Below are 21,958 nucleotides of genomic sequence, written 5' to 3' on the forward strand. Positions count from 1 at the left end.
AAAAGGCCAAAGCAAGAGGTTAGAGCACTCCAGTCAATTCCGCATGATTTAGGGGATTTATGCTGCAAATGCCGTCCAAGCAACCGATATCGGCTGGCATTGTCATCGTCGCCGCCGGCCGCGGCGAGCGCGCCGGATCCTCCACGGAAGGCCCCAAGCAATATCGCATGATCGGCGGCAAGCCGGTTATCGTTCATACGCTTGAAAACTTCATGACATGGGAAGCTGCCAAACAGATCGTCGTCGTCATTCATCCCGACGACGAGGCGCTGTTTGCGAGAGCTTTTCGCCATATCGTCTCGGCAACGCCGATCGAAACGGTGCACGGCGGCGCGACCAGGCAGCAATCCGTGCTTGCCGGCCTCAGATACCTCCAGGACAAGAATGTCGGCCATGTGCTGATCCACGATGCGGTGCGGCCGTTCTTCGATCAGAGACTTCTCGACCGCATTGCCGAAAACCTCGCCGACGGCGCACAGGCAGTGCTGCCGGCCATGCCGGTCACCGATACGCTGAAACGCGCCGACAGCGCCGGCACTGTGCTGACGACGGTCTCGCGCGAGCACCTCTATGCGGCACAGACGCCGCAATCCTTCGCCTTCGCAGCGATCCTCGACGCGCATGAGAAGGCGGCGGCGAGCGGGCGAAGCGATTTCACCGACGACGCCTCGATCGCCGAATGGGCCGGCATTCCAGTGACGATCGTCGAGGGTACGCCCGATAACGTCAAGCTGACGGTCAAGCGCGATATCACCATGGCCGACGACAAGCTGTCGGCCTCGCTGCTGCCCGACGTGCGCACCGGCAACGGCTATGACGTGCACCAGCTCGAACCGGGCGACGGCGTGACGCTCTGCGGCGTGTTCATTCCGCATGATCAGAAGCTCAAAGGCCATTCCGATGCCGATGTCGCGCTGCATGCGTTGACCGACGCGCTGCTTGCCACCTGCGGCGCCGGCGATATCGGCGATCATTTCCCGCCGTCCGATCCGCAATGGAAGGGAGCGGCTTCGAAGATCTTCATCGAGCATGCCGCCCGGATTGTACGCGAGCGCGGCGGCACGATCATGAATGCCGACGTCTCGCTGATTGCAGAGGCGCCGAAGGTCGGACCGCACCGCGAGACCATGCGGGCGAGACTGTCGGAATATCTCGGCATCGATATCGAACGATGCTCGGTCAAGGCGACGACCAACGAGAAGATCGGCTTCGTCGGCCGGCGCGAAGGCATCGCGGCGATCGCCACGGCGACCGTCGTCTATCGGGGAATGAAGCGATGAGCCTTTTTCCCGAGGATATCCAGTCGGCGGCAGAGGCGATCATCCGCGACTTCACGGCTGCCGGCCTAATGATCTCGACCGCCGAATCCTGCACCGGCGGCTTGATCGCCGGGGCGCTGACCGAAATATCGGGCTCGTCCGCCGTCGTCGACCGCGGCTTCGTCACCTACACGAATACGGCGAAGATCGAGATGCTCGGGGTACAGGAGCAAACGCTGCTCGGCTTCGGCGCGGTTTCCAAAGAGACCGCCCGGCAGATGGCGCAAGGCGCCCTGTTCCGCTCGCGCGCCGCGGTCGCCGTCGCCGTCACCGGCATTGCGGGCCCCGGTGGCGGGTCGGCGGAAAAACCGGTCGGCCTCGTGCATCTCGCCGCCAGATCACGAACCGGCGCATTCATCCACCGAAAGATGCTTTACGGCGATATCGGCCGCAACGCGGTGCGGCTGGCTACGGTCAAGACGGCGCTGGAGATGGTGCATTCGCTGCTGCCCGACTGACGCCTGGTATGGTTCGTCACACCGTGGCGTAGATCCTGTTCGCCCTTGTCTCGAAGGCTTCGGTGAACATGCGGAAGGCACGATCGAACATCGAGCCCATCAGCGCGCCCAGAATGCGGCTCTTGAACTCATAATCGATGAAAAAATTGATCGTGCAGCCGCCAGCCGGCGTTTCGGCGAAATGCCACCGGTTTTCCAGATATTTGAATGGGCCGTCGATATATTTCACCTCGATGACGCGCTCGGCCCGGTTCAACAGCACCTGGGTGGTGAAGGTCTCGCGGATCGCCTTGTATCCGACCGTCATGTCGGCCAGGAGCAGGATCTTGCCGTCGCGCTCCTTGCGGCTCCTGACTGAAAGCGCTTCGCAGAGCGGCAGGAATTCGGGATAACGCTCGACATCGGCAACGAGATCGAACATCTGGTCGGGCGTGTGCGGGACGGAACGGTGCGTTTCGAATTGCGGCATAGGCGGCACTTAAGCGGGCGCGCCCAGAAGATCAAGGAGTCCGCGCATCCGGCGGCGGGATTTTAGCTGAAGAACGGGCACATCGGGCCCATGTTCGGCGATGCTGGCGGCAACACGCGGTGCAAATTTCTGCTCGAAGGTCCAGATGAAGCGCAGAAATTCCAAATCGACCTTCTCGATGCAACCCGGTGCCATTTCCGGTCGGGTGCGGCCAATCCATTTCGCCCATCGGCTGACCGCACCCCAGATACAGAGAAGTCGCGGCATGCGGACCCAGATGACGAAATCGGTACGCGGCAGCCTGATGTCCAGCGAGGACGGGTTGGTGCCGTCCATGATCCAGCGTTCTTCGAGGATCCGGCTGGCGATGATACTTCGCTGCTCCGCCCTGTCGCGCGCCACCCAGCCGGGAAGCCAGAAAACGTCCCGGTCGAGCGAAATGTAGGGAAGCCCGAAGCGCGCTGCAATTTTTAGAGACAGAGTGGATTTGCCGCCGCCGGAGCAGCCGACGACGAGAATGCGTCGGGCTCTTCGGATATGCTCCGCCGCCTGCTCGAGGTCGGTGATCTGCTGATGCAGCGGCAAATCTGCTCTGAGGTCCATCGTGTCATCCTCGGCCCTACCACGGCTTGCCCCTCACCCTAACCCTCTCCCCGTAAACGGGTAGAGGGGACGTGCCAAACACAGCGTTAAGATGGAAGAGGCGGGTGCGGCATACCCCCTTCGCCCCGCAAGCGGGGAGAAGGTGCCGGCAGGCGGATGAGGGGCATGTGGCGATCTCAAGGGGGCGAGGATATCCTCCCGTCGCAGCACCCCAGCCTTACTCAGCCGCCAACAACAGCTTCTTCTCACGCACAGCCCGCAGCCGGGCAAAATCATCACCGGCGTGGTGCGAGGAGCGGGTCAACGGGCTGGAGGCGACCATCAAGAAGCCCTTGCTGTAGGCGACCGTCTCATAGGACTTGAACTCTTCCGGCGTGACGAAGCTTTCCACCTTGTGGTGCTTGCGGGTCGGCTGCAGGTATTGGCCGATCGTCAGGAAGTCGACATCGGCTGTGCGCAGGTCGTCCATCAGTTGCAGCACTTCGTTGCGCTCCTCGCCGAGGCCGACCATGATGCCCGATTTGGTGAACATGGTGGGATCGAGTTCCTTCACCCGCTGCAGCAGGCGAATGGAATGGAAATAACGGGCGCCGGGGCGAACCGTCAGATAGTTGCCGGCGACCGTTTCCATATTGTGGTTGAAGACGTCGGGCTTGGCGGCGACGACGCGCTCCAAGGCGCCCGGCTTCTTCAGGAAATCAGGCGTCAGGATCTCGATCGTCGTTGCCGGCGAGGCGGCACGGATCGCCCAGATCACCTTCTCGAAGTGCTCGGCGCCGCCGTCCTCGAGGTCGTCGCGGTCGACCGAGGTGATGACGACGTGGCTGAGACCCATCTCTCTGACCGCCTTGGCGACATTCTCCGGCTCGGCCATGTCGAGCGCATTCGGCTTGCCTGTCGCGACATTGCAGAAGGCGCAGGCGCGGGTACAGATCTCGCCCATGATCATGAAGGTGGCGTGCTTCTTGTCCCAGCACTCGCCGATATTCGGGCAGCCGGCCTCCTCGCAGACGGTGACGAGCTTGTGCTCCTTCACGATCGCGCGCGTCTCGGCGTACCCCTTGGAGGTCGGCGCCTTGACGCGGATCCAGTCCGGCTTGCGCATGACTTCCGTATCCGGCCGATGCGCCTTCTCCGGATGACGCACGCGCTTGGCGTCGGGATTGATCGTGTCGAGAATGGTCACCATTGTCGTGTCAGCTTTCCGCCGCCCTATGCGGCACAGTCTCTACGCGTCGCAATTTAGCGCCGCACCAGTCGCGCAACGAATATCAGCAGGCAGGCGCCGAGGAAACCCGTCACGAAATAGCCGAGCCGTCCGCCGGCCAGTTGGACATGAAACTGGGCGAGGATAGCGGTGGCGACGACCGAGCCGACGATGCCAAGCACGATGTTCAGGAAAATTCCATATCGTGCATCCATCAGCTTGCCGGCCAGCCAGCCTGCAAGTCCGCCGATAATGATTGCTGAAATCCAGCCCACGCTTTCCATGCCTGTCCTGCCCTCAAACTGCGCTAAGCGACCGCCCTTGCGACCAGCACCACGATGATGGCGCCGACCGTCGCGTGGATGATCTGCACGACCAGCGCATTTTCAATGCCCAGCGAAATGCCGAGCGCGCTGAACAGATAGCCGCCGACGAAGGCGCCGATGATGCCGCTCAGCAGGCATCTGATCAAACCGCCGCCACCGACGACGAGACTTGCCAGGAATCCCGCAACCAGGCCGATCAGCAAAAACACCAGCAACGCCTGCGTCTCCATAGACATGATGATTTCCTTTCGCTTTTTCCACCCGACCGGAGTGGCTTTCCACTCCGGAAAAGGGCGGCGCCCCGAAAATTCTCAAGCGTTCAGCACACGACCATAAGCATCGAGCACCGCTTCCTTCATCGTCTCGGATACCGTCGGATGCGGGAAGATGGTATGCATCAGCTCTTCCTCGGTCGTTTCGAGGTTCATCGCGACGACGAAGCCCTGGATGAGCTCGGTGACTTCGGCGCCGACCATGTGGGCGCCGAGCAGTTCGCCGGTCTTCTTGTCGAAGATCACCTTCACCATGCCCTGGTCTTCGCCGAGCGCGATCGCCTTGCCGTTTGCCGCAAAGGAGAAACGGCCGACGCGGATGTCGCGGCCCAGTTCCTTGGCTTTGGCTTCCGTGAGACCGACGGAGGCGACCTGCGGATTGCAGTAGGTGCAGCCCGGGACCTTGCCCTTGTCGGTTGGATGCACATTCGGCAGACCGGCGATCTTCTCGACGCAGACGACACCCTCATGCTCGGCCTTGTGCGCCAGCATTGGCGGGCCGGCGACATCGCCGATCGCATAGATGCCGGCCACATTGGTCTTGCCGTAACCATCGGCGACGACACAGCCGCGGTCGGTCTTCACCCCAAGTCCCTCGAGGCCGAGGTTTTCGATATTGCCCTGAACGCCGACGGCCGAAATCATCCGGTCGGCGGTGATCTGCTGGACCTTGCCGTCTGCAGTCTCGACATGGGCGGTGATGCTGCCCGCACCCTTTTCGACCTTGGTCACCTTGGCGCTGGTGAAGATCTTGAGGCCGCGCTTTTCCAGCTGCTTGCGGGCGATTGCGGTGATTTCGGCATCCTCGACCGGCATGATGGTCGGCATGACTTCCACCACCGTGACGTCGACGCCCATCGAGCGATAGAAGCTTGCGAATTCGATGCCGATGGCGCCGGAGCCCATGACGATCAACGACTTCGGCAGCGCATCCGGCTTCAGCGCCTCGAAATAAGTCCAGATCAGCTTGTCGTCCGGCTCGATGCCGGGTAGCGCACGCGGACGGGCGCCGGTCGCGATGATGATGTGCTTGGCGGTATAGGTGCCCTCGCCCTTGACGTTCTTCGGCAGCGGGTGCTGCGGCTCGACCACCGGCTTGGACGATTTGCCGACGACGATCTCGCCTGGCTTGGTGATTTTTGCTTCGCCCCAAATGATGTCGATCTTGTTCTTCTTCATCAGGAAGCCGACGCCGGCATTGAGGCGGGCAGAGACAGCACGCGAGCGGCCGACGACGGCCTTGGCATCCGGCTTGACCGTGCCTTCGAGAACCAAGCCGAAATCCTTGAAGTGATTGGCATGGTCGAGCACTTCGGCCGAACGCAGCAGCGCCTTCGTCGGTATGCAGCCCCAGTTCAGGCAGATGCCGCCCATATGTTCGCGCTCAACGATCGCCGTCTTGAGGCCGAGCTGGGCGGCGCGAATGGCGGCGACATAGCCGCCGGGACCGGAGCCGATGATGATGACGTCGTAGGATTCAGCCATGTGTTTCCTGCCCTTTTTGTTACACTGCGCTGCGGGTCATGAGCACCCACGCGTGTCTCTTGCTGTTTTCGAAAAGCGGCACGGCATCGGCGCGCGCAGCCTCCAAGAATCCGTTTCTTTCATAAAGCGACAAAGCCGCCTCATTATTGCTTGAGGTGATCAGGCTGACGGGCCGACGACCGGCTCTTTCGATCTGGTCCTCCAGCAGCCTGCGTCCGATGCCGATGCCGCGCAGGTGGCGATAGACGCCGAGACTGCCGATGAACCAGCTTCCCACAACCATTTTCTGCAAGGCGAGCATCGGCTCCGTCGCCGCGATCGTCGCCTCGATATCCCCGATGCCTCTGTCCAGCGCATGGCCGATCGCGATACCTGCGACCTCGCCATAGGCCTCGGCGACGACCGCATCCCGCCAGCCGCCGACGGCTTCCTCCTCGCTCATCTTCAGCCTGCCCCGCTCCAGCGGCGTATCGCTGACGTCTTTCGTGACATCGGCGAACCAGAGCCAGGAGGCAAAACCATGCGAGGCAATATCTGCCAAAATCGCCAGCTCCGAGGCATCCCGCCGTGAGGCCTGCCGCAGCACGACGAAGGCGGTCATTCTCAGATCCCCAGCATCATCCGAACGATTGATTCCAGCCCGCGTCCGAGTGCACGGGTATTTTCCGCGTCAAGGTGAATGCCGTCGATCGGTGTGGTCTTGGCGACGGAATTGCCGTCGAAAAAGCCACAACCGAGCTCGTCGGCAAGATCGCGATAGAGTGTCGCAAGCTTTGCCGATTCCTCGATGCCGCCGGGAAAGGATGCGGCGAAGGGCACATTGCCGGTCGCGCAGATCGCCGGCGGCGCCACGATCAGGATCTCCGGCCCGTCAAATTCGAAGGGCCAGGCGTGATTGCGGATCAGCCGCACGAGCCGGCTGATGCCCTGGCAGGCGGCAAAGGCGGAGCCGGCCACAACAGGCTTCATGTCGTTGGTGCCGAGCAGAAGAATGACGAGGTCGAGCGGCGCATGCGTCTGCAGGATCGTCGGCAGGACGCGCGCACCGTTGCGGTCACAATCGGCAAGGTGGTCGTCGAAAGCGGTGGTGCGACCGTTCAGCCCTTCGGGAATGATACGCACCTCGCTGCCGAGCGCTGCCTGAAGCACGCTCGGCCAGCGATTCTTGTACTCATGACGGCCGATTGTCTCAGGGTCATGACCCCAGGTCAGCGAGTCGCCATAGCAAAGAACGGTCTTGGTCATTTCCGCCTCCGCTTCGCTATCAGACAAGCATGCCCATTGGGTTTTCGATGTAGCCCTTGAAGGCCTGGAGCAGCTCGGCGCCAAGCGCGCCGTCGACGCAGCGATGGTCGGTCGACAGCGTCACCGACATCACCGTGGCGATGGCCATTTCGCCGTTCTTGACCACGACCCGCTGTTCCCCAGCGCCGACGGCCAGGATCGTCGCATGCGGCGGGTTGACGACGGCGGCGAAGTTCTTCACGCCCATCATGCCCATGTTGGAAACCGAACTCGTGCCGCCCTGATATTCCTCGGGCTTCAGCTTGCGGTCCTTGGCCCGCTTGCCGAGATCGCGCATCTCGTTGGAGATGACAGACAGCGTCTTCTGCTCGGCCTTGCGGATGATCGGCGTGATCAGGCCACCGGGGATCGAGACGGCGACGCCGACATCGGCATGCTTGTGCTTGACCATGTTGTTGTCGGTCCATGACACATTGGCGTCCGGAACGTCGCGCAGCGCCAGCGCCATGGCCTTGATGACCATATCGTTGACCGAGAGCTTGTAGGCCGGAGCGTTGTCCTTGTTGCGCGGAGCCGCATCGTTCAGCTGGGCGCGCAGCGCCATCAGAGCGTCGAGCTCGCAATCGACGCTGACGTAGAAATGCGGGATCGTCTGCTTGGATTCGACGAGGCGCCGGGCGATCGTCTTGCGCATCCCGTCATGCGGCACAAGCTCATAGGAGCCCGGCTCGAAGAGCTTGAGCACGGCTTCCTCGGAAGCGCCCTTCGGCGCTGCTGCGGCCGGGGCAGCAGCTTGCGGAGCCGAAGCAGCGGCAGGCGCCGGAGCGGGCTTGGCGCCGCCGGCAAGGGCAGCTTCGATATCGCTTTTGATCACGCGGCCATGCGGACCGGAACCTGCGACATTAGAAAGGTTGATTCCGGCTTCCTTGGCCAGGCGGCGTGCGAGCGGCGAAGAGAAGGTGCGGTTGCCACCAGCCGAAACGGCCGCGGGTGCAGCGGCAGGCGCCGGTGCCGCGGCCGGAGCGGCCTCAGCCTTCGCCGGCGCAGCGTCGGCCTTCGGCGCAGGTGCGGCCTCTGCCTTGGCCGGAGCGGCGGAACCTGCGGCGCTCGCAGCAGCGGAAACATCTTCGCCATCGGCGGCGAGAACGGCGATCAGCGCATTGACCTTGACACCTTCGGTGCCGGCCGGAACGACGAGCTTGGCGACCGTGCCTTCATCGATGGCTTCGACTTCCATCGTCGCCTTGTCGGTCTCGATCTCGGCAATCACATCGCCAGACTTGACCTTATCGCCTTCCTTGACCAGCCACTTGGAAAGATTGCCTTCTTCCATGGTCGGAGAGAGGGCGGGCATCGTGATATTGATCGGCATCGAGATACCCTCCCCTTATTTGTAGCAGACAGCCTTCACCGCATCGACGACTTCGCCGACGTTCGGAAGTGCCAGCTTTTCGAGATTGGCGGCGTAAGGCATCGGAACGTCCTTGCCTGCGATCGTCAGGATCGGCGCATCGAGATAATCGAAGGCCTGCTGCATCACGCGGGTGGCGATTTCGGTACCGACGGATGATTGCGGATAACCTTCCTCGACGGTGACGAGGCGGCCGGTTTTCTTCACCGATTCGATAACCGTTGGCAGGTCCATCGGGCGGATGGTGCGAAGGTCGATCAGTTCGACGTCGATGCCGAGCTGTTCGAGTTCGGCGGCTGCCTTCGTCGCATAAGTCATGCCGATGCCGAAGGAGACGACGGTGACGTCCTTACCCGGACGATGGATGCGCGCCTTGCCGATCGGCAAGACGAAATTATCGAGCTTCGGCACGTCGAAGTGCTGACCGTAGAGAATTTCGTTCTCGAGGAAGATGACCGGGTTCGGGTCGCGGATTGCCGCCTTGAGCAGGCCCTTGGCGTCGGATGCCGTGTAGGGCATGACGACTTTCAGGCCGGGGATGGCGCTGTACCAGGCGGCATAGTCCTGGCTGTGCTGGGCGCCGACGCGGGCGGCGGCACCGTTCGGGCCGCGGAAGACGATCGGAGCGCCCATCTGGCCGCCGGACATATAGAGCGTCTTGGCGGCCGAGTTGATGATGTGGTCGATCGCCTGCATGGCGAAGTTGAAGGTCATGAATTCGACGATCGGGCGAAGGCCGGCCATGGCGGCACCGACGCCGACGCCGGCAAAGCCGTGCTCGGTGATCGGCGTATCGATGACGCGGCGGGCGCCGAATTCCTGCAGCAGGCCCTGCGTAACCTTGTAGGCGCCCTGATATTCGGCGACTTCCTCTCCCATGACGAAGACGTCGTCGCTGGCGCGCATTTCTTCGGCCATGGCGTCGCGCAGCGCTTCGCGCACGGTCATCGACACCATTTCTGTGCCGGCCGGGATTTCCGGGTCGTTCGGAACGACAGCCTTCGGCTCGGCCGGAAGCGGCGCGGAAGCAGAACCGGTATTGGTCGGCTTCTCTTCCTGGGCCACCTGCGGAGCGGCGGCGGCCGGCTTGGCGGCGGAGATATCCGAAGCGGATTCGCCGTCCTGCAGCAGCACGGCGATCTTGGTGTTGACCTTGACGCCTTCGGTGCCGGCATCAACGAGCAGCTTGCCGATGACGCCTTCGTCGACGGCTTCGACTTCCATCGTCGCCTTGTCGGTTTCGATTTCGGCAATGACGTCGCCTGAAGTGACCTTGTCACCTTCCTGCTTCAGCCATTTGGACAGCGTACCTTCTTCCATCGTCGGAGAAAGGGCGGGCATGAGGATATCGATAGGCATGGGTTCCCTCCCCGATTAGAGCAGAATGTCGGTGTAGAGCTCGGATGCATCCGGCTCCGGATCGGCCTGGGCGAAGTCGGCGCTGTCGGCGACGATGTCGCGGACATCCTTGTCGATCGCCTTCAGATCATCTTCGGAAGCCCAGCCCTTTTCGATGAGGCGTGCTTTTACCTGCTCGATCGGGTCCTGCTCGGAGCGCATCTTCTGCACTTCTTCCTTCGTGCGATATTTCGCCGGATCGGACATCGAGTGGCCGCGATAACGATAGGTCAGCATTTCGAGAATGATCGGGCCCTTGCCGGAGCGGCAATGTTCGAGCGCCTCATCGGCCGCCGCCTTGACGGCGCGAACGTCCATGCCGTCGACCTGGATGCCGGGGATGCCGAAGCCGGAGCCGCGCAGCGAGTAATTCGACTGGGCGGTGGCACGGGCGGTCGAGGTGCCCATGGCGTAACGGTTGTTTTCGACGATATAGACGATCGGCAGCTTCCAGAGAGCCGCCATGTTGAAGCTCTCGTAGACCTGGCCCTGGTTGGCAGCGCCGTCGCCGAAATAGGCGATGGCGACATTGCCGTTGCCGCGGTAGTGGTTTGCAAAGGCAAGCCCCGTTCCGAGCGAAACCTGGGCGCCGACGATGCCGTGGCCGCCGTAGAAATGCTTCTCTTTCGAGAACATGTGCATCGAGCCGCCCTTCCCGTGGGAATAGCCGCTGCGGCGCCCGGTCAGTTCCGCCATGACGCCACGCGCTTCCATGCCGGTTGCCAGCATGTGGCCGTGGTCGCGATAGGCGGTGATGACCTGATCGCCTTCCTTCTGCGCCATCTGCATGCCGACGACGACAGCTTCCTGACCGATATAAAGATGGCAAAAGCCGCCGATGAAGCCCATGCCGTAAAGCTGACCGGCCTTCTCCTCGAAGCGGCGGATCAGTAGCATCTCGCGATAGGCCTTGAGTTCCTCATCCCGATCGAAGTCGGCTACCGGGCCTCCATTCGATGCTTTGGCTGCTGGTTTTGCTGCAGTTTTGCGGCTGGAAACGGTCGCGGTCTTTCGCGGCGCCATTCAACCCTCCCTATGGGTTTGTCGTTTCTCGGTGGCGCGTACCATAGGGAAGAAATATGACCACAGCAATGCCATAATTGCATGGCTCGTATTCGGCACTAAGCTATTGGAAATTAATCAGAAATTCCAATTAACCGGATTCCGGTTAATTGGAATAATGGTTGAATATGACGATCTCGTCCGCACGCGACATATTCAGCTGATATCGCGCCTTTTCGTCCAACATATCCTTGTCGAGCGAGCCGTCACTCAGTAGCGCGACCTGGCTTTCCAGATGTTCGCGCTTCGCCTTCAGGACGGCAAGCTCTCTTTCGCGCGCGACGCGCTGACGCTCGAACGTCTCTGTCGCCCGCAGGCCATAATCGCCATGGATGCAATGATAACCGAAATAGGAAAGGAAGGCGACCGTCATAGCCGGGATGACGAAGCGGCCGAGCTTTCTCTTCTTATGATGCTTTGTCCACATACACGCATGCTCTTGAACGCATTACCAATTCGTTCAGCATAACGCGCAGAGATTAACCGTTCATTGACCGTAATAAGCGCGCAAGAAAAAACCCGCGCCGGGAGGCGCGGGTCGAGCCGTTGAAAATCGGAACGATCAGCCTTTGATGATCGAGCGGCCGGCATACTGGGCTTGGGGGCCGAGGCCTTCCTCGATGCGGATCAGCTGGTTGTATTTGGCGAGACGGTCGGAACGCGACAGCGAACCGGTCTTGATCTGACCGCAGTTGGTGGCGACGGCAAGATCGGCGATGGTCGAATCTTCGGTTTCGCCGGAGCGGTGCGACATGACGGCGGTATAGGCCGCCTTGTGCGCCGTGTTGACGGCATCGAGCGTTTCCGTCAGCGAACCGATCTGGTTGACTTTGACGAGGATCGAGTTAGCCACGCCCATGCGGATGCCGTCGCGAAGACGGGCGGAGTTGGTGACGAAGAGATCGTCGCCGACGAGCTGGGTCTTCTTGCCGGTCAGGTCGGTCAGCGTCTTCCAGCCGTCCCAATCGTCTTCGGCCATGCCGTCTTCGATCGAGATGATCGGGTACTTGGCGGCAAGCTCGGCCAGATATTCGGCCATGGCGCCCGATTCGAGCGTGCGGCCTTCACCTTCGAGAACGTATTTGCCGTCCTTAAAGAACTCCGTCGAGGCGCAATCGAGGCCGAGGCACATGTCGTCGCCCGGCTTGTAGCCGGCTTTGTCGATGGACTTCATGATGAAGTCGAGGGCTTCGGGCGCGCTTTTCAGGCCGGGGGCGAAGCCGCCTTCGTCGCCGACATTGGTGTTGTGGCCCTGCGCGGCAAGCTCCTTGCGGAGCGTATGGAAGACTTCCGAACCCATGCGCACGGCTTCAGCGATCGAATCGGCGCCGACTGGCATGATCATGAATTCCTGGAAGTCGATCGGGTTGTCGGCATGGGCGCCGCCGTTGATGATGTTCATCATCGGCACCGGCAGCAGGCTGGCGGAAGCGCCGCCGACGTAACGGTAAAGCGGCAGGCCGGATGCCTGCGCGGCAGCCTTGGCAACGGCGAGCGACACGCCGAGGATGGCGTTGGCGCCGAGGCGCGACTTATTCGGCGTGCCGTCGAGCTCGATCATGATGTTGTCGATCTGGATCTGGTTTTCGGCGTCGATGCCGCCAATCGCGTCGAAGATCTCGGTGTTGGCGGCCTCGACCGCCTTTTCGACGCCCTTGCCGAGATAGCGCTTGCCGCCGTCGCGCAGCTCGACCGCCTCATGCGCGCCCGTCGAGGCGCCCGAGGGAACGGCCGCGCGGCCCATGCTGCCGTCTTCGAGATAGACGTCGACTTCGACGGTGGGGTTGCCACGGCTATCGAGGATCTCGCGGGCGATGATATCGGTGATTGCAGTCATGGGTTCTTCCTGCTCGGTGGGTGATAAGTCGGTCGAAGCCTGTCATAATCGAAGGCGTGCAAATTACAATGCTGCAATTTCCGGCCTTCGAACCAGCATGCCGTCGTGGCCTAAACCACGATCATGTCAGTCTGTTGAACGTCAGGCCTTGGCGATCGCGTCGAAGGCAAGCAGCTTCTCAAGCAATCGCGGCATGTCCTTGAGATAAACCATGTTCGGGCCGTCGGACGGTGCGTTGTCGGGGTCCTGGTGGGTTTCGAGGAAGACGCCTGCAATTCCCGTCGCCACCGCCGCGCGCGCCAACGTTTCCACGAATTCGCGCTGGCCGCCCGAGGAATCGCCCTGCCCGCCCGGCTGCGCCACGGAATGGGTGGCGTCGAAAATCACGGGAGCGCCCATCGCCGCCATGATCGGCAGCGAGCGCATGTCGGAGACCAGCGTATTGTAGCCGAAGGAAGCGCCGCGCTCGCACAGCAGCACATTCGGATTGCCGCTGGCGTTGAGTTTCTTCAGGACGTTCTTCATATCCCACGGCGCCAGGAACTGGCCCTTCTTGACATTGACGGCGCGGCCGGTTCTGGCGGCGGCGATCAGAAGGTCGGTCTGGCGGCAAAGGAAGGCCGGGATCTGCAGGACATCGACCACCTTGGCCACCTCGGCGCATTGCTCGGCCGTATGGACGTCGGTTATGACGGGAAAGCCGAATTCCTTCTTCAGGTCGGCAAAGACCTCCATGCCCTTTTCCAGGCCAATGCCGCGCTCGGCCAAAAGCGAGGTCCGGTTGGCCTTGTCGAATGAGCTCTTGTAGACCAGCCCGATGTCAAGCTTTGCGCAAAGCTCCTTCAGCGTGCCGGCTACCATGAAGGCGTGGTCGCGGCTCTCCATCTGGCAGGGGCCGGCAATCAGCGACAGACGGGCGGTATTGGAAAAGGTGACCTGGCCTGCGCCTTCGCCGATCCTGACTTCGGAATTCGTGTCGATGCTCATCGTGTTTCCTCGAAGGCGAAGAGCGCACCCTGCCCGGGCGTGGGCTTCACCAGAATACGGTTGTTCTTGCGCGTGTAGGTCACCCCGTTAGCAGCCAAATGCGCTTCTGTCACGGCAAGATCGACGACAGTGAAGAGGATTGCCCGCCCCCGCAGGCCGCGATCGGCTGACGAGACTGCAGTCTCGAAATAGGCCTCCAGCCCTTCCGGCGTCATCAGGCTGATCTTCGCATTCGATGCCGCGATATTCATGCCGAAACCGGTTTTCTCCACCGCCGCCTGCCCCATCGCAAGTCCGACGAAGGCGGCGAATGCCGCCGGCTCCGGCGCACAAAGCGCGATCTCGGCAATGCCGATCACGCCATTGGCATGCGTCTCCAGCGCGGCGCGATCTGTCGGGAACGAATTGATGCGCTGGCAGGTAAAGAGAAAGAAATCGGGGGCGCGCAAATCAGCTGCAAAGGCCAGCTTGAAGCTGCCGACGCTCTCCGAACCATCCGGCATCCGCATCGGTCGGCTGAACTGCAACATCTCACCGGCGCTCGCGCCGTTGCCGACGAAGCGCTTATGATCGAGGCCGGCATCCTCGCTGAGGAAGGCCAGCGCAGAAAGTCCCTCCTCGCCGCAGCGGAAACGGAAGGCGCGATTGCGGGCGATGAAGACATTGCCCTGGCGGGCCGCTGCCTCGCTCTCCTCGACACTCGCCACGCCGAGCGGCTCCAGATAGGTCTTGTCGGCGAAAAAGACGCAGGCATTCTCCGTTCCGAAGGGATGGCGCGCATCGGCGGCGACGGTGAAACCGAGCTTGCCGAGCCTTTCACGCGCCAGATCGATATTGACCACGGGCAGCACGACATGATCCAGCGGGTGCGACTTGGCGGAATGCGCGTTCATGAATATCCCTCCTGAAACCGGCAAGAGATGTGCGACAGCACCTCACTCAATGCAAGACATGTGTGCCAATCCGGCGAATGAAAATAAAAATCTCGACGAGTTGGCGCGAAGTTTTACGGAAATTTAGCTACTTGCGGAACACATATGGAACATATAGTGTCCGTTCTGGATTTGTTTCAATCACGGGGTCTGACGTCGATGCTCACGCGCAAACAACAGGAGCTTCTCCTTTTCATCCATGAGCGCATGAAGGAATCCGGCGTTCCTCCCTCTTTCGACGAAATGAAGGATGCCCTGGATCTCGCCTCGAAATCCGGCATTCACCGGCTGATCACGGCGCTCGAGGAGCGCGGCTTCATTCGCCGCCTACCGAACCGCGCCCGGGCGCTCGAAGTGATCAAGCTTCCGGAGGCCTATAACCCCAGTCTTCAGCGTCGCGGTTTTTCGCCGAGCGTCATCGAGGGCAGCCTCGGCAAGCCCCAGCCGGTCGCCGCCCCCGCTGCGCCAAAGCCGGTCGCCGACAATGGCAACTCCATCTCCGTGCCGGTCATGGGGCGTATCGCCGCCGGCGTTCCGATCTCGGCGATCCAGAACAACACTCACGATATCGTCGTTCCCGCGGATATGCTCGGCTCCGGTGAGCACTATGCGCTGGAGGTCAAAGGCGATTCGATGATCGACGCCGGCATCTTCGACGGCGATACCGTGATCATCCGCAACGGCAGCACCGCAAGTCCCGGCGATATCGTCGTTGCCCTCGTCGATGACGAGGAAGCAACGCTGAAGCGTTTCCGCCGCAAGGGTGCCTCGATCGCGCTCGAGGCCGCCAACCCGGCCTACGAGACCCGCATCTTCGGGCCCGACCGGGTCAAGGTGCAGGGCAAGCTCGTCGGCCTCATCCGTCGCTATCACTGACGCCGGATAGGCTGGAATCGGTAAAACGATCGTTGCGCCAATCATAGGCGCGATGGCGCATCCATGGTCGCGACAAAGCATCGAAGGCGGTGGTGACCTCCGGGCCGCTGTCGGCGAAGCGCAATTCGACGGAACCGGTCCTGCGTAGCGTCTCGCCGGTGAAAAGCGCGCCACCTGAACGGCAGTTGTTGAAACGCAGACGGACCGAGGTCACGACGATATCGGCCGTATCGCAGGCCGGGCCAAGATAGGCGGCATTGTCGATGACGGTGACGATATGGCCATTGCCGAGTCTTGATGTGCACCAGGCCTTCTTGACGCAGGAAAAGCGGTTTGCTTCACCGCCTGCTGCGGCTGCCCGCATCGCTGCACTCGCTTCGTTCTGCTGATCGCGGGAAAGCCTGACACGGCGGTCTTCTCCTTCCGCCGGGATAGCCGGACCATCCAGCATCTTCGGCGGATCATGTGTCGGCAGGACCAGCGCTCGCTGCCACTGGTCGAAGATGAAATCCGGCGGGTTTTCACGGTTGGACGCTATTGCCTCAGCCGCGACGACCGCAACCAGACTGCCATCCTCCGAAATCACCAGATCCGGCGGCCGGGGAACCGGCAGAAGCAGCACGATAAGGGTCGAGATGGCGATGATCGATGTGCCGATATGGCGCAGCCGGGTACGCAGCAGCGTCAGCAGCAGAAAGCCTGCCACCGCCATTGCGAAATACCAGCCGGGCAAGCGGCCGATGCCGATATCCCCGCCCCAGCCGGACACCGTCTTGGCAACCGCAATCACCAGATCGAGGCCGAATCCGACCACCTTCCAGAGCGGAGCGTCCAGACCGAAAGGCATGAGCAACATCGCCAGCAACCCGGCCGGCATGACGATGAAGGAGATGATCGGCATCGTCGCAAGATTTGCCGGCAGGCCATAAGCCGTCAGGCGATGAAAATGCTCGATCGAAAACAGTGCGGTGGAAAAGCCGCCGATCAGCGAGGTGAGGAAGACGCCGCCGAAGAAACTGGCGACTACGGCCACCGGCCTGATGATCGGCAATTTCGGAAAAGCGTTTTCGCGGACACGCCTGTCCTTCCACAGCTGATAGCCCGATACCAAAGCCAATGTCGCGGCAAAGGACATCTGAAAGCTCGGTCCCAATACTTCCGAAGGTGAAATGGCGATGATGATGAGCGCGGAGAGAACGACATTGCGCAGGCTGATCGACGGCCGGTCGAAGAAGACGGCAATCAGCATGATGGCCATCATGATAAAAGCGCGCTCGGCCGAAACCCCGAAACCGGAGATCAGGTAATAGGCGGTGACGGCGATGAGCGCACCGGCAGCGGCGATCTTCTTTGTCGGACAGGCTTGGGCGACACCGGGAAAGAGGCTGAGCAGCATCCGGAAGCCGACGAAGAAGATGCCGGCCGACAGCGCCATGTTGAGGCCCGAGATTGCGACGATATGGGCAAGGCCGGACTGGCGCAGCGCCTCCGTCGTCGTCTTCGAGATGGCGCGCCGTTCATCCGTCACCAGGGCAGCGGCAAAAGCGCCGGTGTCGCCGGGCAGGATCGATCTTATGCGGTCGCCGATGCTGCTGCGCAGCCGGTAGAGCCATTCGAGCAGCGCGTCCGACGTCCACCTGGCCGCCTGCGGGCCGACCTGCGCGTCGAGCTTCTCCGGCGCACCGTAGAAGAAACCGTTGGCGCCGATGCCGTCGAAATAGGCACCGAAGGAGAAGTCGTTGAGCGCGGGAAGTGCGGGGCCTGCCGGCGGCGTCAGCCGTGCCCTGCCGGTGATGATGTCGCCGATCTCGAAAGGCACATCGGCGCCCCGGACGATCCCGGTGATGCGTCTTGGCGGCCGTTTCAACTCCGGCGCCTCGGTGCCGGTGACGGCAAGAATGTAGCGCCAGCGCCCGCTGCCGTCGCCTTCCCGCCGTTCGACGCGGCCGGTCACCGTCGTTGTCACGGATGAATCGAGGATCACCGTCGAAGCCCGCCAGCTCTCGAACTGAGCCGAGAGCATGCCGCCGGCGAAAAGTGCGAGCGCCATGAAACTTGCGCGCAAGGCCGGCCGGCTGGGACCGGTGAGGAAAACCGCGGCCGCCGACGCCAGCAGGCAGAGCAGCGATGCAACGAGGGGAAAATCCGATCCGCCGAGAAACCAGAAGGCCGAGCCGGCGCCGAGGAAGACCGGCGAGAACAGCAGCAGGCGGCCATGATCGGCCTCTTCGCCCAGCATGCAGGCTCCGGCACGCAGCGATTGCCAGGTGGCGGCCAGCAGCCGACGACGCAATGGGGTCTGCGACTGCGTCCTTACCGATTGAGTCACCACCGCAGGCGCAGGAAAATCCGGCGGATCGGCAAGGCCGACGCCCGCTTGCGGCCGCAATTCGGCTGTCGTCAATTCCTGCATGCCCCGCCCAAGATCACCCCGCGAAGTCGTCAGAATGCAACCTTCACGTAAATCCGGCAAGAATAATCGGTTGAAATAAGACGCAAAAACCAAAGGAGCAAAAGGTCAGTCGAATCATCGGCTTCCGCTATGCGTGCGGCTCATCGCTGCAGTGCCTAAAAGGTGATGCCGCAATGCACAAAATGCCATCACGGTAACTTGGCATTAGCGTCACGATCATATAGCTATCGGAAAGGACGCTTAACCCCTATGGCGCTTTTGTGGCGCCACCGACATTTCGGAGGACAGCATGACGGATCAAAGCGCTACAATAAAAATCGGTGACAAATCAGTCGACCTCGCCGTCAAAAGCGGCACGATCGGCCCGAGCGTCATCGACATCGGTGCCCTCTACAAGAACACCGCTTCCTTCACTTACGATCCGGGCTTCACCTCGACCGCATCCTGTGAATCGAAAATCACCTATATCGACGGTGACGAAGGTGTGCTGCTGCACCGTGGCTATCCGATCGAGCAGCTCGCCGAGCATGGCGATTTCCTCGAGGTCTGCTACCTCCTGCTCTACGGTGAATTGCCGACGGCTGCGCAGAAGAAGGATTTCGACTATCGCGTCACGCACCACACGATGGTGCATGAGCAGATGAGCCGCTTCTTCACCGGCTTCCGCCGTGATGCGCATCCGATGGCCGTCATGTGCGGCTGCGTCGGCGCGCTGTCGGCCTTCTATCACGACTCGACCGACATCACCGATCCGCACCAGCGCATGGTCGCCAGCCTGCGCATGATCGCCAAGATGCCGACGCTTGCCGCCATGGCCTACAAGTATCATATCGGCCAGCCCTTCGTTTACCCGAAGAACGACCTCGACTATGCGTCGAACTTCCTGCGCATGTGCTTTGCCGTCCCCTGCGAGGAATATGTGGTCAATCCGGTGCTTGCCCGCGCCATGGACCGCATCTTCATCCTGCATGCCGATCACGAGCAGAACGCCTCGACCTCGACCGTCCGTCTCGCCGGTTCGTCGGGCGCCAATCCGTTCGCCTGCATCGCCGCCGGCATTGCCTGCCTCTGGGGCCCCGCGCACGGCGGCGCCAATGAAGCCGCGCTCAACATGCTGAACGAGATCGGCACGGTCGACCACATTCCGGAATATATCGCCCGCGCCAAGGACAAGAACGATCCGTTCCGCCTGATGGGCTTCGGTCACCGCGTCTATAAGAACTACGATCCACGCGCCAAGATCATGCAGAAGACGACGCATGAAGTGCTCGGCGAACTCGGCATCAAGGACGATCCGTTGCTGGAAGTGGCGATGGAGCTGGAGCGCATCGCGCTCACCGACGAATATTTCATCGAGAAGAAACTCTATCCGAATATCGACTTCTATTCCGGCATCACGCTGAAGGCGCTGGGCTTCCCCACCACCATGTTCACCGTGCTCTTCGCGCTTGCCCGCACCGTCGGCTGGATCGCTCAGTGGAACGAGATGATCGAGGATCCGGAACAGCGTATCGGCCGTCCCCGCCAGCTCTATGTCGGCGAACCCAAGCGCGACTACATCCCGGTTTCGAAGCGCTGATCGCTTCAGAGCTCAAAAAGAAACCCGGTCAGGAATGGCCGGGTTTTTTCTTTTTCAAAACGTCGAGAAGGATTTCGGCGGCCTGTTCGCCGGGCGGCTTTTCCGTCTGCATGCGCTGCCAGATGAGATCGTAACCTTCCTTCATCGCCTTCAGCTGATAGGTATCGACCGACAGCCTTTCCATCCAGCGTGCAAGGCTTGCGCCGCGAACGACATCGTTCAGATATTCCGGCACGACCGGGTAATCGGCGATCAGGTTCGGCAGCGCGCCGGTCCAGGTCTTGATGCCCGATGTCAGCATGCGCATGATCCAGTCGACCTTGTAGGCAGAGACGACCGGAACGTCGGCAAGGGCGAGTTCGAGAATAACGGTTCCGGACGCCGCCATGGCTGCATCGGCCTCGGCAAAGGCCTTCCATTTTGCTTGCGTGCCGACGACGATCTCCGGCTTTACGGCCCACCCAGCCGTCATTTCGCGGACAAGCGCTTGCCTGTGCGTCACCGTCGGCAGAATGAAGCGTGTCGGCCCGTTGCGGGCGACGAGTTCATTCGTGGCGACCTCGAAGTAAGGCAGAAGCTTCTGGATCTCGGAGGAGCGCGATCCGGGAAGAAGCAGGATCGGGCCATTGCCTGGCTGCCTTCCCACGCGCAGGCGACGTGTCTCCAGCAGCGCTGGATCGGCGACCAGACGATGCCCGACATAGGTTGTCGTCGGACCATTGAGGCGCTGCATGGCTGCCGGTTCAAAGGGCAGGACGGCAAGCACGTGATCGACATAGCCGAGCATGCGCGTGGCGCGATATTCCTTCCAGGCCCAGACGCTTGGACAGACGTAATTGACGACCGGCAGATCGGGCAACGCGGTGCGCACCCGCTTGGCGACGCGATGGGTGAAATCGGGACTGTCGATGATGACAAGGATATCCGGTTTTGCGGCGATGATCTCAGCCGTGGTGCGACGGATCAGGCCAAACAGCCTTGGCAGCCGGCTCAGCACCTGGGTGACGCCCATGATCGACAGCTCGGAAAAATCGAACAGGGAGTTCAGCCCCTCCGCCTGCAGCCCCTCGCCGCCAACGCCGACAAGCTCCACCGGTCCACTGTAAATCCGCTTCAGCGCAGCGATGAGATCAGCGCCGAGCAGATCGCCCGACACTTCCCCGGCAATGACGGCGATCTTCAGCGGCGCTCCGTTCATTCGAGCCCCCATGCCGGCAGACCGCGGTCGATGCCGCAGACAAACAACCCAGCCTCGTCGGCGGCGCTGATGACTGCGGCCCGATCGAGCACCAGCGAGCGACCGGCTTCGATTGCGATGCCGGCAAGGCCGGCTTTCGCAGCGTTCAAAATTGTGGCAACGCCGATCGCCGGCAGGTCGGCGCGAATGTCCTGTTGCGGCTTGCAGAGCTTGACGAGCACGCCGCGGCGGCGCGGCGAGATCCGTCCGGCGGCCCTCAGGCCGGCGACACGGTCCAGCATCTCATCTGTGCCCTCAAGTCCTTCCAGCGCGACGACGCGCCCGCCGATGCTGACTGCACCCTGGCCGACATCCAGCCGGCCAAGCGTCTCGGCGGCATTGGCGGCTTGGCTGATATCGCGCCGGTCTTCCTCGCCGGGCGCGGCGGCGCCAAGCGGGCCAACGGAAGCGAGCAGGTCGGGGGCGATCTCGTGGGCGCCGACGACGCGCCGGCCGTTCCCCTCGATCAACCGGATCACCATCTGCAGAACCGTATCGTCGCCGCCGGAGAGCAGTGTGCGAATGGCGGCCGGAACCTTCATCAGGATGCGCAACGTCGGGCGCACCTCGCGCCATTCCGGCCGGCGGCGCACGCTTCCCGACATCACCACACGTCCGACGCCGTATCGGTTGAAGAGACCCTCGAGGGCGGCGAAATCGCCGATGCCGATAACAGCGTGATCATAGCCTTCCCAGCGTGGATCACTCTCGTCCTTCAGCGCGACGATAACGGGATTTTCGCCAGCCGCGCGCGCGGCTTCGGCGACATAGGAAGGCAGAAGGCCACCGCCGGCGATGATCGCCAGCCGGCCCGCAGCGGTGTCGCCTGTTAAAGCCACGGA

Annotated in this window: 22 protein-coding genes; 4 read left to right on the forward strand and 18 right to left on the reverse strand. The window is 61.9% G+C overall.

Annotated features, from left to right (window positions below):
- The first annotated feature begins 59 nt into the window (after positions 1-59).
- Positions 60-1,280: a bifunctional 2-C-methyl-D-erythritol 4-phosphate cytidylyltransferase/2-C-methyl-D-erythritol 2,4-cyclodiphosphate synthase gene (locus GGD53_RS13960; protein WP_184456890.1), complete on the forward strand. Its 1,221-nt coding sequence runs from the start codon at positions 60-62 to the stop codon at positions 1,278-1,280.
- Positions 1,277-1,777, forward strand: coding sequence for a CinA family protein (locus GGD53_RS13965; protein WP_184456892.1), 501 nt, complete (start codon positions 1,277-1,279; stop codon positions 1,775-1,777). Before GGD53_RS13960 ends, GGD53_RS13965 begins: the two co-directional genes overlap by 4 nt.
- A gap of 16 nt (positions 1,778-1,793) precedes the next feature.
- On the opposite strand, the gene GGD53_RS13970 is transcribed toward GGD53_RS13965, so the two are convergent.
- The 15 genes from GGD53_RS13970 to GGD53_RS14040 all read right to left on the reverse strand — a co-directional run bounded on the left by GGD53_RS13970 (position 1,794) and on the right by GGD53_RS14040 (position 14,972).
- The gene (locus GGD53_RS13970) at positions 1,794-2,246 is read right to left on the reverse strand and encodes a type II toxin-antitoxin system RatA family toxin (protein WP_184456894.1); all 453 of its coding nucleotides are present in this window, start codon (positions 2,244-2,246) and stop codon (positions 1,794-1,796) included.
- Positions 2,247-2,255: 9 nt separating this feature from the next.
- Complete coding sequence (locus tag GGD53_RS13975; RefSeq protein ID WP_184456896.1) at positions 2,256-2,849, reverse strand: AAA family ATPase; 594 nt, start codon at positions 2,847-2,849, stop codon at positions 2,256-2,258.
- A 217-nt stretch (positions 2,850-3,066) separates the two neighbouring features.
- Positions 3,067-4,038, reverse strand: coding sequence for a lipoyl synthase (gene lipA, locus GGD53_RS13980; protein WP_184456898.1), 972 nt, complete (start codon positions 4,036-4,038; stop codon positions 3,067-3,069).
- Between the two features lie 53 nt (positions 4,039-4,091).
- On the reverse strand, positions 4,092-4,340 hold the full coding sequence (locus tag GGD53_RS13985; RefSeq protein WP_085778064.1) for a GlsB/YeaQ/YmgE family stress response membrane protein: 249 nt from the start codon (positions 4,338-4,340) through the stop codon (positions 4,092-4,094).
- A gap of 23 nt (positions 4,341-4,363) precedes the next feature.
- A complete protein-coding gene (locus tag GGD53_RS13990) occupies positions 4,364-4,618 on the reverse strand; it encodes a GlsB/YeaQ/YmgE family stress response membrane protein (protein WP_011425215.1) in 255 nt (84 codons plus the stop codon).
- Positions 4,619-4,693: 75 nt separating this feature from the next.
- Positions 4,694-6,139: a dihydrolipoyl dehydrogenase gene (gene lpdA / locus GGD53_RS13995; protein ID WP_184456900.1), complete on the reverse strand. Its 1,446-nt coding sequence runs from the start codon at positions 6,137-6,139 to the stop codon at positions 4,694-4,696.
- Between the two features lie 19 nt (positions 6,140-6,158).
- Complete coding sequence (locus GGD53_RS14000; protein ID WP_184456902.1) at positions 6,159-6,740, reverse strand: GNAT family N-acetyltransferase; 582 nt, start codon at positions 6,738-6,740, stop codon at positions 6,159-6,161.
- Between the two features lie 2 nt (positions 6,741-6,742).
- Positions 6,743-7,384: an SGNH/GDSL hydrolase family protein gene (locus GGD53_RS14005; protein WP_184456904.1), complete on the reverse strand. Its 642-nt coding sequence runs from the start codon at positions 7,382-7,384 to the stop codon at positions 6,743-6,745.
- Positions 7,385-7,403: 19 nt separating this feature from the next.
- Positions 7,404-8,756, reverse strand: coding sequence for a pyruvate dehydrogenase complex dihydrolipoamide acetyltransferase (locus GGD53_RS14010; RefSeq protein ID WP_184456906.1), 1,353 nt, complete (start codon positions 8,754-8,756; stop codon positions 7,404-7,406).
- Between the two features lie 15 nt (positions 8,757-8,771).
- Positions 8,772-10,154: a pyruvate dehydrogenase complex E1 component subunit beta gene (locus GGD53_RS14015; RefSeq protein ID WP_184456908.1), complete on the reverse strand. Its 1,383-nt coding sequence runs from the start codon at positions 10,152-10,154 to the stop codon at positions 8,772-8,774.
- Between the two features lie 15 nt (positions 10,155-10,169).
- Positions 10,170-11,216, reverse strand: coding sequence for a pyruvate dehydrogenase (acetyl-transferring) E1 component subunit alpha (pdhA, locus tag GGD53_RS14020; RefSeq protein ID WP_011425209.1), 1,047 nt, complete (start codon positions 11,214-11,216; stop codon positions 10,170-10,172).
- Positions 11,217-11,361: 145 nt separating this feature from the next.
- Positions 11,362-11,682, reverse strand: coding sequence for an FtsB family cell division protein (locus GGD53_RS14025; RefSeq protein WP_064802306.1), 321 nt, complete (start codon positions 11,680-11,682; stop codon positions 11,362-11,364).
- 135 nt (positions 11,683-11,817) lie between these two features.
- Positions 11,818-13,092, reverse strand: a complete 1,275-nt coding sequence (eno, locus tag GGD53_RS14030) for a phosphopyruvate hydratase (protein WP_184456910.1) — start codon at positions 13,090-13,092, stop codon at positions 11,818-11,820.
- Between the two features lie 141 nt (positions 13,093-13,233).
- The gene (gene kdsA, locus GGD53_RS14035) at positions 13,234-14,079 is read right to left on the reverse strand and encodes a 3-deoxy-8-phosphooctulonate synthase (protein WP_184456912.1); all 846 of its coding nucleotides are present in this window, start codon (positions 14,077-14,079) and stop codon (positions 13,234-13,236) included.
- The gene (locus tag GGD53_RS14040) at positions 14,076-14,972 is read right to left on the reverse strand and encodes a VOC family protein (RefSeq protein ID WP_184456914.1); all 897 of its coding nucleotides are present in this window, start codon (positions 14,970-14,972) and stop codon (positions 14,076-14,078) included. Before GGD53_RS14040 ends, kdsA begins: the two co-directional genes overlap by 4 nt.
- Positions 14,973-15,170: 198 nt before the next feature.
- Here GGD53_RS14040 and lexA point away from each other — a divergent pair, with 198 nt between their 5' ends.
- A complete protein-coding gene (gene lexA, locus GGD53_RS14045) occupies positions 15,171-15,887 on the forward strand; it encodes a transcriptional repressor LexA (RefSeq protein WP_184456915.1) in 717 nt (238 codons plus the stop codon).
- On the opposite strand, the gene GGD53_RS14050 is transcribed toward lexA, so the two are convergent.
- Complete coding sequence (locus GGD53_RS14050; RefSeq protein ID WP_184456917.1) at positions 15,868-18,300, reverse strand: ComEC/Rec2 family competence protein; 2,433 nt, start codon at positions 18,298-18,300, stop codon at positions 15,868-15,870. The two genes, lexA and GGD53_RS14050, sit on opposite strands and share 20 nt — an antisense overlap.
- 289 nt (positions 18,301-18,589) lie before the next feature.
- On the opposite strand from GGD53_RS14050, the gene gltA reads away from it, so the two are divergent.
- Entirely contained in the window at positions 18,590-19,879 is a 1,290-nt protein-coding gene (gltA, locus tag GGD53_RS14055; RefSeq protein WP_008526864.1) for a citrate synthase, read from the forward strand.
- Between the two features lie 28 nt (positions 19,880-19,907).
- Here the strand turns inward: gltA and lpxB are convergent, their stop codons facing one another.
- Together lpxB and GGD53_RS14065 are read right to left on the reverse strand one after the other, a co-directional pair.
- Positions 19,908-21,077 (reverse strand): lipid-A-disaccharide synthase, encoded by a 1,170-nt coding sequence (gene lpxB, locus GGD53_RS14060; RefSeq protein ID WP_184456919.1) that lies wholly within the window; start codon positions 21,075-21,077, stop codon positions 19,908-19,910.
- Complete coding sequence (locus GGD53_RS14065) at positions 21,074-21,955, reverse strand: LpxI family protein (RefSeq protein ID WP_184456921.1); 882 nt, start codon at positions 21,953-21,955, stop codon at positions 21,074-21,076. Before GGD53_RS14065 ends, lpxB begins: the two co-directional genes overlap by 4 nt.
- Positions 21,956-21,958 lie beyond the last annotated feature (3 nt).

It is taken from the genome of Rhizobium aethiopicum, assembly GCF_014197535.1.
In the GTDB taxonomy this organism is placed as follows: domain Bacteria; phylum Pseudomonadota; class Alphaproteobacteria; order Rhizobiales; family Rhizobiaceae; genus Rhizobium; species Rhizobium aethiopicum_A.